The following is a 13,406-nucleotide window of genomic DNA, read 5'->3' on the forward strand; positions in this document are numbered from 1 at the left end:
ATCGCCCGGCAAAAAGATCATCAAGCGCCCCCGACAAGGAGGCGATGAATTCCTCAGGTCGCGAGAATCCCGTCACAAGGACCCATTCAAACAACACCATCTACCCGAAAGCCGACGCACCCATACAATCGGGCTCCCCGCCGCCAACCGCCGCCGCTTTCCCGCCTACATGCCGGCGTCGAGAAGATCGTGGAGGGCTTGGAGGACGGCCTCGGGGTGCTCTTCGTGGAGCCAGCCGTGCCCGGCGTCGATGATCCGGTGCCGGCCGCGGCGCGCCGAGGCGGCCAGCTGTGCGTGCAAGGTGGTCTTGGCGTCGTTGATCTCTGCGAGCAACTCCGCGGGCCACAGCTGCGCCTGGGTGTCGTCGTGTCCCAGAGCGGTGAGCACGATCAGTGGCACGTCAGGAAGCCCGGCCCCCTTCCGCAGCTCCCCGGCGACCTGGTCGTAGAGATTGCGGTCCTCCAGCAGGCCCGCCTTCCACGCCGTAGTGAGGTGGTGATCGATGAGGGCCTGCCGCACACTGTCCGGCCAGGCGGAGAAATGCGGTGCGATCTGGTCGCGTGCCTGCCGGAGCTGCTCGGGCGTCAGCTCGGGAATCTGCTGGTGATGCATTTCCGCGAGCTTGTCTCGCGCCTGCCGGGGACCACGGTCATACAGTTCCTCGTGGAAGGGGTCCAGCAGCAGCAGAGCCGCCGTCTCGTCCGGGAAGCGCTGCGCGTAGTGACGCGCGTAAGCCCCGCCCAGCGAGTGGCCCACCAGCACATAGGGCGCGGGGATCTTTGCGGCGCGCAGCAATTCGTGTAGTTCGCCGGTGACCTCGGCAGCGGTTCGGGGCAGCTCGACCCGGTCGCTCCAGCCGGTGCCGGCCCGGTCGTAGAGGACGCTGCAGGTGAACTCAGCCACCTGGTCATGGATGTTGAGGTAGTCCAAGCCGACCTGTCCGGCGCCCGGCAAGAACACCACGGCCGGCCCTCCGGTTCCCGAACGGTGCAGCGCCAGTCGCCGTCCATGCACCGAGTAGAGACGGCCCAGCGGCGGCGCGCCGGTTCCCCGGCCGGACGAGATGGGGTGCATCGCCACTCCTTCGATGTCATGGCGAACGTCCACCATTCGCAACTTCTGCGAACGGTAGCATATGTGCGATCATTCGTCGGATGGACACCTTGGAACTGCTCGCTCACCCCGTGCGGCTGCGCATCGTCCAGGCCATGGCGGGCGGGCGGGTCCGCACCACCGCTCAGCTGGCCGGCCATATCCCCGATGTGCACAAGGCCACCGTGTACCGGCACGTCGGCCTGCTCGCCGACGGCGGCGTCCTGGAAGTGGTCGGCGAGCAGCGCGTGCGCGGCGCGGTGGAACGCCGCTACCGGCTGTGCCGGGAACGAGCCGTGATCAGTGCCGACACGATCGAGTCGATGTCACCGGCCGACCACCGCCGCGCGTTCACCGCCGCCGTGGCCGCCCTGCTCGCCGAGTTCACCGCCTACCTCGACCGCGACGACGCCGACCCGATCGCCGATCTGGTGGGCTACCGGCAGCACGTGCTCTGGCTCAGCCCGGACGAGCGCGCCGAGATGATCGACAAGATGCGCGACGCGATCACCCCCCAGCTGACGAACCCGCCCGCACCACACCGCACACCGCACCTGCTCAGCCCGATCCTGTTCCCAGTCGCCGAACCGCCGCAAGGCACCTCCGAAGACTGCCGTTGAGATCCGCCCCGTCGTCCTGGCTGCCCAGGACCCTCAAAGAGGACGTGGACGGTCGGCGTTAGCACCGTCCAGGAGAGGGCAGGCCGTGGCGGGCAGTGCTCAGCCTGAGCTGAGCTTGTCGCCGCAGATGCAGGCCAGCTTGCCGTCGGCGGTATAGGTGTCCAGCCGCGTGCCGGCGTAGTGGTCGATGTGGAAGACGAAGATGCGCCGGCCCGCCACCGGGCCCGGCAGCAGCGGCACCTGGTAGGCGGGGCCGTTGATGGAGGTGGACAGGACGAGCCGGGTGACGTCCTCGCCGACGAGCCCGGAGACCTGGGTCATGTCGTCGGGCAGCAGCATCGTGCTGTAGTTGACGTCGTGAAGACCGCGTGCGTCCAGAACACCACCGAGTCACGCGGCAACGCCACCGCCGCCGCGACGGTCGCCACGGCGAACACCCCGGTGGCGCAGCGCCGCCCGCCGCTCACCGATGACCAGCAGATACGGAACGAAGATCAGCGGCGTCAGCTTGATCGCACCGGCCAGCCCGATCGCCACACCCCGCCACCGCGCCGGCACCAGGCCCGCCGCGTCCGCGAACGCCAGCACCACCAAGAAGACGCTGACCTGCCCGAACCGCAGCCCGCTCTGCAATGGCACCGACAGCAACAGCAACGAAGCCGCCCCCAGCACGAGCGGCCATCGCGTCCGGCCGAGCCCGCGGGCCACCAGCCAGCCCGAGCGCCGCCCCGCAGGTCCTTGTGGTGTGAAGCCGAGCATGAGTAGATGCGGACGCGACTGGCTGGAGGACGACCAGAAGGGAGCGTTGTGATCGAAGTCGATGTCACGGACGGGATCGGGGTCGTGCGGCTGGCCCACGGCAAGGTCAACGCGCTGGATCTGGAACTGTGCGGGGCGATCGAGTCGACGCTGCGCGACCTGGACTCCGGGCAGGTCAGAGCCGTCGTGCTCACCGGCTCCGGGCGGGCTTTCTCGGCCGGGGTCGATCTGGAGCGCATCGTCGCAGGTGGCGCCGACTACGTCGCCGATTACCTTCCGGCACTGATCGCGGCGTTCCGGGCCCTCTTCGACACGGGCAAGCCCGTGGTGGCCGCGATCAACGGCCACGCGATCGCCGGTGGTTGCGTGCTGGCCGCGGCATGCGACCATCGCGTCATGGCCGCCGGGACGATCGGCGTGCCCGAACTCTACGTCGGGGTGCCGTTCCCCGCCGTGGCCCTGGAGATCATGGAGTACGCGCTGGGGCCGGTCGCCGCGCGCCGGATGATTCTGGAAGGCCGCAACCACGAGCCCGCCGAGGCGCTGGCGCACGGCCTCGTCGACGAGGTGGTCGAGCCTGAAGAACTGCTCGACCGCGCTATGTCAGTGGCCGACCGGCTGGCCACGGCCATTCCCGCCGACGCATTCCGCCACACCAAGCGCCAGTTGCACGGCGACGCGAGCGTTCGCCGCGATGCGGAGCCGACGACGCTGAGTTTGTGGCAGACCGCAGCGGCCGACGGCCGAATCAGAGCCTTCATGGACCGCACGATCACCTCCCGCCAGCACCCCCGTTGAAGGCAGTCGACGCCACAGGTGGTGCACGGCCTCGTCGGGGGCGGTTGTGTCCGCAGTGCGGGGTCTCGGGGAGTGTGACGATCAGCCATGGACGCGCGCTCTCGTAGCGTCGCCGGGCCGTATAGCCGACCTTGACGAGCCGTACGGCGAGTTGCTCCAAGTACTCGGTCGCGGCCATGGCTCACATCGTCTGCGGCTTTCACGGCGCGGTCAGCTGTACAGGACGCGATAGCGGAGATGCGTCACATCGCGGGCGTCCAGGCGTCGGATCAGGTCGAGCTCGATGCGGTCGTCAAGGTCGTCGAACAACCGGCGGCCGCCGCCGAGCAGGACCTGGACGAGGTGGATCTCCATCTCGTCCACCAGTCCGGCCCGTAGTAGTGCCTGGGCCGCGCTGGCGCCGTGCACCATGATGGGACTGTCGCCTGCCGCGGCGCGCGCTTGCGCTACGCAGTCTTCGACGTCGGTGACGAACTTCGCGCTGCCCGGCGGCACGTCCGCCTCGTCGATGTGGTGGGTCAGGACGAAGATCGGCACACCGTCGTGGTGATCACCCTGCCAGCGTCCGGCCAGCTCGAACGTGCGGCGGCCGGAGATCACGGCGCCCGTCGCCATGGCCTCGCGGTACACCTGTCCGCTCGGGCCATCGGACATCCGGTCGTCCAGCCAGTTGAACAGCCGCCCGCCGCCGCGGCCGAGCTCCTGGCCCGGGCGGTCGTCAGGTCCGGCGATGAAGCCGTCGAGGGACATCGACATGTAGAGCACTACTTGTGACATGCGTTCCTCCAATGTGGTCACGTTCGTGCTCAATGAGACCTTCCGGAGACTAAAAACTCATCGGTCCGCGAGTAGGTCTAGGGTTCGGGTGGCGTTGTGAGGGGCGTCGGTTGGTAGAAGCCGCAGTTGTACGTGGGTGACGCCCCATTCTCGGTATTGCTCTAGGTGTTTCGAGACTTCTTTTGGTGTGCCGACCAGCCAGGGCTCTGGGTCGTCTGTGGTTGCGCCGATGTTCCACAAGCCCGCGTTGGTGTAATAGCTGCGGATGTTTTTGAACGTCTGCTCGGCCTGGTGATGGGCCTCGGCGGAGTCTTCGGCGATCAGGCAGAGGCGGTTGACCGTGATCGTCGCGGGCTGTCCCTCGGTGAGGTGGCCCTGGTAGTTGGCGCACTGGCTGCGTAGGAGGCGGTCCGAGTAGTTGGTGGCCGCGTAATAACCGTCCGCGGAACGGGCGGCGCGGCGGGCGGCGGCGTCGCCCTGGCCACCTACCAGTAGTTTCGGGCCGGTGGGCCGGTAGTGCGGTGGCACGACCGGGCGCCGCAGCGAGGTGAGGAGACGGTCGATCGCCGCGCCGCCCGGCTGGTCGGGGCCGCCGAAGGTTCCGCGGAGAGCTGGGGCCCCTAGGCCGATGCCTAGGGTCAGGCGGCCCGCGCTGATCTGGTCGACGAGTGCGGCCTCCACGGCAAGGCGGGCGGGGTCGTATGTGCGGGCTAGGAGCACGCCGGTTCCTAGCTGAAGGGGTGTCAGCGCCGCTAGGTGAGACAGGCTGATGAGCGGGGACGGCAGGTGGAACGAGCGGGGGGACGAATGGTAGCTCTCGCCTAGCCAAACCGATTCCAGCCCGGCTTCCGCGGCACGGGAGAGAAACTGCTCTGCTGTTTGCAGTTGTGGCGGGAGGGGGCGGTCGGAGCCCAGGTCGAGGGCGAGGCCGAAGGTCAGGCCGCTCATGCCGGGATCGCGAACTGGGGAAGGGGCTCGCCGTCCTCGATGACGGTGATCACGCGGCGGCCTATCTCGACTGCGGTGAGGTCGTCGGTGATCACCCTGCCCATCGCACGGGTTCCCTCGTCCAAGTCGACGAGAGCCACGGCGTACGGGGCTAGTTCGGCGAATCCGGCGGGCGGGCTGTGGACGATCGTGAAGCTGTAGATGGTGCCGTGGCCGCTGACCGTGATCTCTTCGACTGGGCCTCCGCAGCTGACGCAGAGGAGTCTCGGGTAGAACTGCACGTTGTTGCAGGTGGAGCACTGTTGGATGCTCCGTGTGCCCTTCTCCGCCTCTTCCCAGTACCGCGCGGCGTCCGGGGTGATCTTCGGTAGTGGGCGCTCGCTCATGCCGCCTCCAGGCGCAGGATCGCGGTGGCGGCCGTGGAGAGCTGGCCGCCGGTTCCGTGGCAGAGGGCGGTCCGGGGCGCTCCCGCCTGGCGCTGCCCGGCCTCGCCGCGCAACTGGCGCACCGCCTCGATGATCAGAAAGATGCCGAACATTCCGGGGTGGCAGTACGACAGGCCGCCGCCGCTGGTGTTGAGGGGGAAATCTCCGTTCGGACGGATGCGGCCTGAGGAGATGAAGTCGGCGGCCTCGCCCTTGCCGCAAAAGCCGAGGTCTTCCAGGGTGAGGAGCACGGTGATGGTGAACGAGTCGTAGATCTGCGCGATGTCGATGTCGGCGGGGCCCAGCCCGGCACGGGTGAACGCGCGTCGTCCGCTCTCGCTCGCGGCGGTGTCGGTGATCTCGACCGCGTTCCCGATCGACTCGTGCGACTGCGCGTAGCCCGTCCCGCTGATCAGGACGGCGTCGGCGCGCAGGTCCCGGGCCCGTTCGGCGGACGTCATGACCACCGCCCCGCCGCCGTCGGTCACCAGGCAGCAGTCGAGCGCGCGCAGCGGGGTGCTGATCATGCGGGACGCGAGTACGTCGTCGACGGTCAGCTCGTCCTTGCGCATCGCCTTGGGGTTGAGCGCGGCCCACTGGCGTGCGGCCACCGCGACTTCGGCGAGGTCTGAGGGGGTTGCGCCGTACAGATGCATGTAGCGCTGAGCCGCGAGAGCGTAGCCGCCGAGGGGCAGCGGCAGCCCGTAGGGGACCTCGAACTGGTAGCCGAACTCGGCGGGCCTGCCTCCCAGCGCGCGCGTCCTGCTGGAGTACTGCGTCGAGCCGTAGCTGATCAGCACGGTCTCGCACAGGCCGCACTCGATCGCCGCCGCGGCCCGTTCCAGCGCGGCGATGAAACCGGACCCGCCGGTGTTGGTGTCGTCCACGTACCGGGGCCGCAGCCCAAGGTACTCGGCGGCACTGACAGCCTGCCGTTCGGTGTAGGGGTATCCGGACGTCATGAAGCCGTCCACGTCGGCGGGCCGCAGCCCCGCGTCCTGGAGCGCCGCCGCCATCGCCTGCTGTTGCAGGGAGAAGACGGTGTGCCCGGGGGTCTTGCCGAGATCGCTCTCGGCCACGCCGACGATGGCCGTCCGGTCCCGGAGGCCGGTTGACTGCATGCGAACTCCTATGTCGTGGCCGCGCGGAGCGCGACGCGCACCGGGGCGTCCGTGTTGTCGAGGACGTTCTGGACGTTCACTCCCGGGGCCAGCTCCGTCAGCACGAATTCGCCGCCCGCGATGTCGAGGACGCCGAGGTCGGTGATCACCCGATGGGCGACGCTCCGGCCGGTCAGCGGCATCGTGCAGGACGACACCAGCTTGGGCCGCCCGTGCTTGTCGGTGTGCGCGGTGAGGATCAGCACCTTCTTCGCGCCGGCGACCAGGTCCATCGCCCCGCCCATGCCGCGGACGAGGCTTCCTGGCACGGTCCAATTGGCGAGGTCGCCGTTGGCGGCGACCTGCATCGCGCCGAGGATCGCGACGTCGATGTGCCCACCGCGGATCATCGCGAACGACGCCGCCGAGTCGAAACAGGCGGCGTTCCGGACGAGCGTCACGGTCTCCTTGCCCGCGTTGACCAAGTCCGCGTCCACCTCGTCCGCCAGCGGGTACGGGCCGACGCCGAGCAGGCCGTTCTCACTGTGCAGCACGATGTCCGCGTCCCCGGGGAGGTGATTGGCGACCAGGGTGGGAAGGCCGATGCCGAGGTTGACGTACTGGCCGGCGCTCGCCTCCCGCGCCGCGCGCCGGGCGATCTCGTCTCTGGTCCACGCCATGTGCGGTCAGGCCTCCCGGGTCGTGATCTTCTCGATGGGCTTGCCGGATCTCTCGGCGAGGGTGAGCCGCCGGACGAAGATCCCGGGCGTGTGGACATGGTCGGGATCGAGCCGGTCCACGAGGTGTTCGGCCTCGGCGATCGTCACGGCGCCGGCCATCGCCACCAGGGGGTTGAAGTTGCGGGCGGCGAGGCGGTAGCGCAGGTTGCCCGCCGGATCGGCCTCGTGCGCCCGGACCAGCGCGAAGTCGGCGTGCAGCGCCTCTTCGAGCACGTGGCGGCGGCCCCCGAAGTCGCGGGTCTCCTTCGGCTCGCTGACCTTGGCGACGGTGCCGTCCGGCGCGTACCGGAGCGGCAGCCCGCCCTCGCTGACCTGCGTTCCCGCGCCGGTCGGGGTGTAGAACGCCGCGATGCCCGCACCGGCGGCGCGCATGCGCTCGGCGAGGGTGCCCTGCGGGGTGAGGTCGATCTCGATCTCACCGGCGAGGACCTGCCGGGCGAACTCCTTGTTCAGCCCGATGTAGGAGCAGGTGACCTTGCGCAGGCGTCCCGCCGCGAGCAGCTTGCCGAGCCCTTGGGCGTCGACGCCGCAGTTGTTGGCGATGATGTGCAGATCGCGGGTGCCCTGGTCGAGGAGGGCGTCGATCAGTTCGAACGGGGTCCCGCAGATCCCGAACCCTCCGACGGCGATGGTCGCGCCGTCGGGAATGTCACCGACGGCCTCGGCCCCGGTCAACAGCTGCTTGCCCATAGGGCCCTCCTTGCGTTGCGGTCTGTCGCGAGGCGTCGCGATCTTGCGCGAGGCGTCGTCGTCCTGGCAGGGGCGGGCGTCATTCGGAGGGGCCGCCCATCTTCGCCGTCAGCTGCCGCGCCGTGGACAGCAGCAGGCGCAGTTGCGGCGACTCCGGCTCCAGCGACATCGCCTGGACCGTGTTGAGCAGCGCCATCGACGCGCACAGCCCGGTCTCGTCGAAGATCGGGGCCGCGAGGATGGCGATGCCGCGGCCGTTGTCGACGGCCGCGTAGCCGCCTGCCTGCACGCCTTCCAGCCGTTCGCGGAGCCGGGCCTGCGCGTCGCTCGGCCAGGTGGCGATCAGCCGGTCCGCGAGCAGCTGGTCGCGGTGGAACGCCAGGAACACCGCGGCCTGGCCACTGCTCAGATCGAGCTGTGTGCCGACCTTGACCCGCACGGACACCGTGCCCGCCGCGTCCTCCTCGACCCGCGACACGACCGGGCCGGACGAGCCCCACAAGCTCAGCACCGCCGTGGAGTGCGTTCCGGCGGCGAGCTCGCTCATGTACGGGGGCGCCAGATCGAGGATCTCCCTGCGGGACAGGGCGAAGACCCCGAGCTGGAGGGCCAGCGGGCCCGGCGCGAACGATCCCTCGCCGCGGCGTTCGAGCAGCCCGGCCGAGGCCAGCGACGTGCAGTAGCGGTAGGTGGTGGTCCGGTTGAGCCCGATGGCGGAGGCGGCGCCGGCCGCCGTGATCTCGGGGGTGCCGGGGCCGAACAGCGCGAGGATCTGGGCCGCGCGGGCGACCGCCTGGATGTCGGCGGGCTGCCCACCAGGGCCTTCGGCGTCAGGACGACTCACCGAGCAACCTCCACGTTCGCATTTTGAATACGGTGTTCAAAATCTAGCCTTGGTTGGCTCGGGTTTTCAACTCGGCATGGCTTGAACTGGCAGTCTGAGGCTCTCAGACGGAGATGACGTTCGCAATGAGAGCTTGACATTCACGATACGAACGTTCCACAGTGGCACTGAGGTCACCAGGAGTCATTCCTTGGCCATGGACCGCCACAGCACCTGACACCACTGCACTTGGGAGCACCGCTCATGGCGTCACCGCCACCCGCCGCCGAAGTCCTCACCGGCCTCGTCGACCTGCACTGCCACTCCGGCCCCAACCCGTTCCCGCGCGAGTTCGACCATGCCGAAGGGGCCAAGGACGGCGAGCGCCTCCAGATGCGCGCGATGCTCGTCAAGTCGCACCACCACAACACCGTGATGGACGTGCTTGCCATGCGGGACAGGCTGGCCACGATCCGAACCGAGGTGTTCGGCGGGATCGCGCTCAACGCCCAGGTGGGCGGCATCAACCCCTACGCGGTCGCGATGTGCCTGCGCATGGGCGGCAAGGCCGTCTGGTTCCCGACCTTCTCCTCGCAGCGCCACCTCGACGCGCACCCCGAAGGCGGCGGCTTCCCGACCGCGACGGTCGAGCTACCGTCCCGGATCGTGCCCATGTGCACCGAGGACGGCAAGCTCGTTCCCGAGGCGCACGACGTGCTCGACCTCGTTCAGGAGACCGGGACGATCGTCTCCGGCGGCCACGGCCATCCCGAGCACATCCGCGAACTCTTCACCCAGGCCAAGGCCCGCGGCGTCGAGCGCATGCTGATCAACCATCCCGACTTCGTGATCGGCGCCGATCCGGCGCTGTGCAGGGAGTTCGTGCGGATGGGCGCCTACGTCGAGCACGAGGTCGGTATGTACGATCCGCTCGGGAACAAGAAATGGGATCCGGCGAACCTCCTCCACTGGATCCGCGAGGTCGGGCCCGAGCACACGGTCCTCGCCTCCGACCTCGGCCAGAAGGACCGGCCCATGCCGGTCGACGCGTTCCTGCGCGTCGGCCAGGCACTGCTGGACCTCGGTCTGCCCGCGGCCGACCTCCGGCGCGTGACCCGTGACAATCCCTCGTTCCTGCTGGGCCTTCCCAACTGAAACGACCTGACGGAGACGGCCTGACAGAGAAGGAGCCTTCATGACGTACGCGTCCGACGATCCCCGGTCCGCCCTGGCGGCCAAGCCGGGCGAGGCCGCTGCCGCGCCTGCCGCCGATCCCCACGCGCCGATCGCGGCCCCGGAGTACTACGACTTCAGCCGGCTCGGACCGGACGAGGTCAGCGAGGCGGGCTCGCGCACCTGGATCGTCCGAGCCCAGAACGTCGTGTTGCTCTACACGCGGGCCGTGGCGGGGGAGCGGCTGATCCGCGACGGGCAGCGCGACGAGTACATGGTGATCCTGCCGCACGACGACGCGAAGGTCGTGATCGAATCCGCGTCTGCGTCCGGGCGTGCGTCCGGCGGCGATGGCGAAAGCGTGACGGGGAGGTCGATCGCGATCGTCCCGCCCGGCGACAGCGTGATCACCGTCGAGTCGGCCACTGACGTAGTACGGCTGTTCACCCCCCACAACGACGACCTTGCGAGGCGCGCCCGCAACGCCGACTCGTACGCCGCGCCGCACCCCCGCGTCGCGCTGCTCGCCGAGTGGCCCGAGCCGGTGGGCGGCGACAAGCTGCGCGTCTACTCGGACATCTCCGAGATCGAGCGCAGCCCCGACCGCCTGGGCCGCATCTTCCGGTCGAGGGCTTTCATGGCCAACTTCCTCTACCACTACGACGGCCCGCGCGACGCGACCAAGCTCTCCCCGCACGATCACGCCGACTTCGAGCAGATCTCCCTGGCCGTCTCAGGCGAATTCGTGCATCACATCCGAACGCCTTGGACGAAGAGCCGGATGGCCTGGCGCGACGACGAACACGTCCGCGTCGGCAGCCCGTCCGTCGCGATCATCCCGCCGCCCGCGGTGCACACCACCGAGGCGTCCGGGCACGGCCGCAACCAGCTGCTCGACATCTTCGCCGGCCCACGCCGCGACTTCTCCGCCAAGCGGGGCTGGGTGCTCAACGCCGGCGACTATCCCGCACCGGACGACGTAGAGGAGCGCTGATGACCTTCGAGAACGCCTTCGCGGGGCTCGCGGGCCCGATCCCCGTGGGCACGTGGATCAAGCTCTCCGCCACGGAGTCGATCGAGGCCATGGCGCACGCCGGGTTCGACTTCGTCGTCATCGACCTCGAACACACCCTGCTGTCGGCCGAGACGGCGGCCCGGCACATCGCGCTCGCGTCGGCCCTCGGCATGCGGCCGCTGGTGCGCGTCCCCGACCACACGCCGTCCACCGTGCAGCGGCTGCTCGACGCGGGCGCGGGCGGGATCCTCTTCCCCCACGTGGACGACGCGCGCACCGCGGGCGAGGTCGCGGCGGCCACCCGCTTCCCGCCGCACGGACGGCGCGGCAGCGGCGGCACCTCCCGCGCCGGTGAATGGGGCACGCTGCCCCGGTCGGAGTATCTGCGGCGCGGCAACGAGGACGTGCTCTGCCTGCCGCAGCTGGAGAGCCGGGCGGCGATCGAGGCGGTCGACGACATCCTCGCCGTGGACGGCGTCGACGGCGTGTTCGTCGGCGCCGCAGACCTCGCGCTCGACCTGGGGCTCCCGGGCGGCGACCCGGAGATCAAGAAGCTCGTCGAGCGGGTGAGCGAGGCGGCGCGGCGGGCGGGCAAGCCGTCCGGCGTCGCCTACGGATCCGACGTGCAAGGACTGGACAGGGCCGTCCGGAACGGTCATGGCTTCGTGATTCTCGGGAACGACGCGTCCCTGCTGGTCGAAGCCGCGTCCGGGTTGCTCGACGGCGCGCGTTCGGCGGTGACGGCATGAGCGTCCAGGACGGCGGTGACGCGGCGGGCTTCCGGTTCGTCCCTGACCGGATCTACCGGATGCCCGTCCTCTTCGGGCCGACACCGGGCCCTCGCCAGCGGCTGGACGACTCCCGCTGGCACGGCGCGCCGTCCCCTCTCCAGACCACGGTCTGGGCCGACTTCCCCGCGGAGCCCGGCAAGCTTGAGGCCTTCCTGCCCGAGGGATTCCGGCTGGACGGGGAGCCGACCGTACGGGTGCGGTTCCGCTACCTCTCGCGGATCGCCTGGCTCGCCGGGCGCGGCTACAACATCCTGGACCTCGCGGTGCCGGTGACCTACGAAGGCCGGCAGGAGCGTGTCAGCGGAGACCTCGTGCTCGTGCTCTGGGAGAGCCTCGCCGACCCGATCATCTCGGGGCGGGAAGAGCTCGGATACGCAAAGCTCTACGCGGAGATCCCGCCGATGCGTGGCGCCGCCGAGAACGGTCACGTCGCCGCGCACGCCTCATGGGACGGCTTCACGTTCGCCGAACTGGCCATCGACGGCATCGGCGCCCCGGAACGCATCGGCGCGCCGGAAGCCCCCGGTTCGGGTGACGCGGACGCACCCCTCCTCCACGTCAAGTACGTCCCGTCCACCACGAATCCAGGCACGCCGGACGCGCACTACGTGACGGTCACCCCACCCGACTACCCCAAGCGCCGCGTCCTCGATCGGCGCTCGGGCAGCCGGGCGACCGTGACGTTCACCGCCGGTGACTTCGACCGGCTGCCCACCCTCCACCACATCACCGGACCGCTGGCCGGGCTCGGCCTGTCGGAGACGAGCGCCTGCGGGGTCCTGACGACGCTCGGCGGCAAGGACCTGTCCGACCAGTACACGGCGATCTGAGGCAGGAGCACGACCATGACCAGCGCGGAGCAACCACCGCCGATCATCGAGATCGATCACGTCGACAAGCAGTACAGGTCCCGCCGCGCGGAGGCAGTGCACGCCCTGAAGGACGTCAGCCTGTCCATCCGGGACGGGGAGTTCGTCTCGATCGTCGGGCCGAGCGGCTGCGGCAAGAGCACGCTCCTGAAGATCGTCAACGGGCTGGAGCACCACACCGGCGGCGTCCTGAGATTCCATACCGACTCCGAAGACCCGCGCCAGGCCATGGGCATGGTCTTCCAGCAGCCCCTCCTGCTGCCCTGGCGGACGATCCTCGACAACGTGCTGCTGCCCCGCGACCTGCGGGGCCGGGCCGGACGCGGCGCCGATGTGGAACGCGCCAAAACCCTCCTGCGCACCCTGCGGCTCGGCGACTTCATGGACCGGCACCCCAAGGAGCTGTCCGGCGGGATGCAGCAGCGCGTCGGCATCGCGCGGGCGCTCATGCACGATCCGCCGATCCTGCTGATGGACGAACCGTTCGGCGCGCTCGACGCGATGACCCGCGACCAGATGTCGCTGGAGCTGCTGCAGATCTGGGAACGCGACCGCAAGACCGTCCTGTTCGTGACGCACAGCATCTCTGAGGCCGTCCTGCTGTCGGACCGCGTGGTGGTCATGTCGTCGCGGCCCGGCCGGATCGTCAGCGTCGTCGACGTCGGGCTGCCCCGTCCCCGCCGCCTCTCCGACATCAACACCGAGCAGTTCGGGGCCTACGTCAAGGAGATCCGCACGACCCTCGACTCCCAGCACGAACTCGCCACCACCTGACCGCATCCGTCC

General features: G+C 69.5%; 17 protein-coding genes. 7 read left to right on the top strand and 10 right to left on the bottom strand.

Translation table 11 applies throughout. From position 1 onward, the window contains the following. Window positions 1-165: 165 nt before the first annotated feature. Window positions 166-1,074, bottom strand: coding sequence for an alpha/beta fold hydrolase (locus ACGFNU_RS38635; RefSeq protein ID WP_392601541.1), 909 nt, complete (start codon window positions 1,072-1,074; stop codon window positions 166-168). Between the two features lie 80 nt (window positions 1,075-1,154). On the opposite strand from ACGFNU_RS38635, the gene ACGFNU_RS38640 reads away from it, so the two are divergent. Further along, the gene (locus ACGFNU_RS38640; protein WP_392601542.1) at window positions 1,155-1,712 is read left to right on the top strand and encodes a helix-turn-helix domain-containing protein; all 558 of its coding nucleotides are present in this window, start codon (window positions 1,155-1,157) and stop codon (window positions 1,710-1,712) included. A 99-nt stretch (window positions 1,713-1,811) separates the two neighbouring features. On the opposite strand, the gene ACGFNU_RS38645 is transcribed toward ACGFNU_RS38640, so the two are convergent. Together ACGFNU_RS38645 and ACGFNU_RS38650 are read right to left on the bottom strand one after the other, a co-directional pair. Beyond that, window positions 1,812-2,051: a hypothetical protein gene (locus ACGFNU_RS38645; protein ID WP_392601543.1), complete on the bottom strand. Its 240-nt coding sequence runs from the start codon at window positions 2,049-2,051 to the stop codon at window positions 1,812-1,814. A gap of 51 nt (window positions 2,052-2,102) precedes the next feature. Continuing rightward, the gene (locus ACGFNU_RS38650) at window positions 2,103-2,570 is read right to left on the bottom strand and encodes a glycosyltransferase family 87 protein (RefSeq protein ID WP_392601544.1); all 468 of its coding nucleotides are present in this window, start codon (window positions 2,568-2,570) and stop codon (window positions 2,103-2,105) included. Here ACGFNU_RS38650 and ACGFNU_RS38655 point away from each other — a divergent pair. Then, window positions 2,556-3,269, top strand: a complete 714-nt coding sequence (locus tag ACGFNU_RS38655) for an enoyl-CoA hydratase/isomerase family protein (RefSeq protein ID WP_392601545.1) — start codon at window positions 2,556-2,558, stop codon at window positions 3,267-3,269. The genes ACGFNU_RS38650 and ACGFNU_RS38655 overlap by 15 nt on opposite strands. 210 nt (window positions 3,270-3,479) lie before the next feature. On the opposite strand, the gene ACGFNU_RS38660 is transcribed toward ACGFNU_RS38655, so the two are convergent. The 7 genes from ACGFNU_RS38660 to ACGFNU_RS38690 all read right to left on the bottom strand — a co-directional run bounded on the left by ACGFNU_RS38660 (window position 3,480) and on the right by ACGFNU_RS38690 (window position 8,793). Further along, a complete protein-coding gene (locus ACGFNU_RS38660; protein ID WP_392601546.1) occupies window positions 3,480-4,067 on the bottom strand; it encodes a dihydrofolate reductase family protein in 588 nt (195 codons plus the stop codon). A 36-nt stretch (window positions 4,068-4,103) separates the two neighbouring features. Then, window positions 4,104-4,994 (bottom strand): LLM class flavin-dependent oxidoreductase, encoded by an 891-nt coding sequence (locus ACGFNU_RS38665; RefSeq protein ID WP_392601547.1) that lies wholly within the window; start codon window positions 4,992-4,994, stop codon window positions 4,104-4,106. Next, window positions 4,991-5,380, bottom strand: coding sequence for a Zn-ribbon domain-containing OB-fold protein (locus ACGFNU_RS38670; RefSeq protein WP_392601548.1), 390 nt, complete (start codon window positions 5,378-5,380; stop codon window positions 4,991-4,993). The genes ACGFNU_RS38665 and ACGFNU_RS38670 overlap by 4 nt, the downstream gene beginning before the upstream one ends. Next, the gene (locus ACGFNU_RS38675; RefSeq protein WP_392601549.1) at window positions 5,377-6,540 is read right to left on the bottom strand and encodes an acetyl-CoA acetyltransferase; all 1,164 of its coding nucleotides are present in this window, start codon (window positions 6,538-6,540) and stop codon (window positions 5,377-5,379) included. The genes ACGFNU_RS38670 and ACGFNU_RS38675 overlap by 4 nt, the downstream gene beginning before the upstream one ends. A gap of 8 nt (window positions 6,541-6,548) precedes the next feature. Then, window positions 6,549-7,199 (bottom strand): 3-oxoacid CoA-transferase subunit B, encoded by a 651-nt coding sequence (locus ACGFNU_RS38680; protein ID WP_392601550.1) that lies wholly within the window; start codon window positions 7,197-7,199, stop codon window positions 6,549-6,551. A 6-nt stretch (window positions 7,200-7,205) separates the two neighbouring features. Continuing rightward, on the bottom strand, window positions 7,206-7,949 hold the full coding sequence (locus tag ACGFNU_RS38685; RefSeq protein ID WP_392601551.1) for a CoA transferase subunit A: 744 nt from the start codon (window positions 7,947-7,949) through the stop codon (window positions 7,206-7,208). A 79-nt stretch (window positions 7,950-8,028) separates the two neighbouring features. After that, complete coding sequence (locus ACGFNU_RS38690) at window positions 8,029-8,793, bottom strand: IclR family transcriptional regulator (RefSeq protein WP_392601552.1); 765 nt, start codon at window positions 8,791-8,793, stop codon at window positions 8,029-8,031. Window positions 8,794-9,036: 243 nt separating this feature from the next. Here ACGFNU_RS38690 and ACGFNU_RS38695 point away from each other — a divergent pair, with 243 nt between their 5' ends. Genes ACGFNU_RS38695 through ACGFNU_RS38715 form a run of 5 tightly spaced genes read left to right on the top strand, consistent with a single transcriptional unit; the run spans window position 9,037 to window position 13,394 of the window. Then, on the top strand, window positions 9,037-9,927 hold the full coding sequence (locus ACGFNU_RS38695; RefSeq protein WP_392601553.1) for a DUF6282 family protein: 891 nt from the start codon (window positions 9,037-9,039) through the stop codon (window positions 9,925-9,927). 40 nt (window positions 9,928-9,967) lie between these two features. Continuing rightward, window positions 9,968-10,939: a hypothetical protein gene (locus ACGFNU_RS38700; protein ID WP_392601554.1), complete on the top strand. Its 972-nt coding sequence runs from the start codon at window positions 9,968-9,970 to the stop codon at window positions 10,937-10,939. Then, the gene (locus ACGFNU_RS38705) at window positions 10,939-11,709 is read left to right on the top strand and encodes an HpcH/HpaI aldolase/citrate lyase family protein (RefSeq protein WP_392601555.1); all 771 of its coding nucleotides are present in this window, start codon (window positions 10,939-10,941) and stop codon (window positions 11,707-11,709) included. Before ACGFNU_RS38700 ends, ACGFNU_RS38705 begins: the two co-directional genes overlap by 1 nt. After that, a complete protein-coding gene (locus ACGFNU_RS38710; protein WP_392601556.1) occupies window positions 11,706-12,581 on the top strand; it encodes an acetoacetate decarboxylase family protein in 876 nt (291 codons plus the stop codon). Before ACGFNU_RS38705 ends, ACGFNU_RS38710 begins: the two co-directional genes overlap by 4 nt. Before the next feature lie 15 nt (window positions 12,582-12,596). Further along, window positions 12,597-13,394, top strand: coding sequence for an ABC transporter ATP-binding protein (locus tag ACGFNU_RS38715; RefSeq protein WP_392601557.1), 798 nt, complete (start codon window positions 12,597-12,599; stop codon window positions 13,392-13,394). Window positions 13,395-13,406: the final 12 nt, after the last annotated feature.

Origin of the sequence: Spirillospora sp. NPDC048911 (assembly GCF_043198015.1) — a bacterium.
Classification (GTDB): Bacteria; Actinomycetota; Actinomycetes; order Streptosporangiales; family Streptosporangiaceae; genus Spirillospora.

Bases quoted from the DNA above. Each gene is read 5' to 3' on its own strand.
- ACGFNU_RS38675 (WP_392601549.1), bottom strand. From the start codon at position 6,540: ATGCAGTCAACCGGCCTCCGGGACCGGACGGCCATCGTCGGCGTGGCC.
- ACGFNU_RS38665 (WP_392601547.1), bottom strand. From the start codon at position 4,994: ATGAGCGGCCTGACCTTCGGCCTCGCCCTCGACCTGGGCTCCGACCGC.
- ACGFNU_RS38670 (WP_392601548.1), bottom strand. From the start codon at position 5,380: ATGAGCGAGCGCCCACTACCGAAGATCACCCCGGACGCCGCGCGGTAC.
- ACGFNU_RS38700 (WP_392601554.1), top strand. From the start codon at position 9,968: ATGACGTACGCGTCCGACGATCCCCGGTCCGCCCTGGCGGCCAAGCCG.
- ACGFNU_RS38645 (WP_392601543.1), bottom strand. From the start codon at position 2,051: ATGCTGCTGCCCGACGACATGACCCAGGTCTCCGGGCTCGTCGGCGAG.
- ACGFNU_RS38710 (WP_392601556.1), top strand. From the start codon at position 11,706: ATGAGCGTCCAGGACGGCGGTGACGCGGCGGGCTTCCGGTTCGTCCCT.
- ACGFNU_RS38635 (WP_392601541.1), bottom strand. From the start codon at position 1,074: ATGCACCCCATCTCGTCCGGCCGGGGAACCGGCGCGCCGCCGCTGGGC.
- ACGFNU_RS38705 (WP_392601555.1), top strand. From the start codon at position 10,939: ATGACCTTCGAGAACGCCTTCGCGGGGCTCGCGGGCCCGATCCCCGTG.
- ACGFNU_RS38715 (WP_392601557.1), top strand. From the start codon at position 12,597: ATGACCAGCGCGGAGCAACCACCGCCGATCATCGAGATCGATCACGTC.
- ACGFNU_RS38680 (WP_392601550.1), bottom strand. From the start codon at position 7,199: ATGGCGTGGACCAGAGACGAGATCGCCCGGCGCGCGGCGCGGGAGGCG.
- ACGFNU_RS38695 (WP_392601553.1), top strand. From the start codon at position 9,037: ATGGCGTCACCGCCACCCGCCGCCGAAGTCCTCACCGGCCTCGTCGAC.
- ACGFNU_RS38640 (WP_392601542.1), top strand. From the start codon at position 1,155: ATGGACACCTTGGAACTGCTCGCTCACCCCGTGCGGCTGCGCATCGTC.
- ACGFNU_RS38685 (WP_392601551.1), bottom strand. From the start codon at position 7,949: ATGGGCAAGCAGCTGTTGACCGGGGCCGAGGCCGTCGGTGACATTCCC.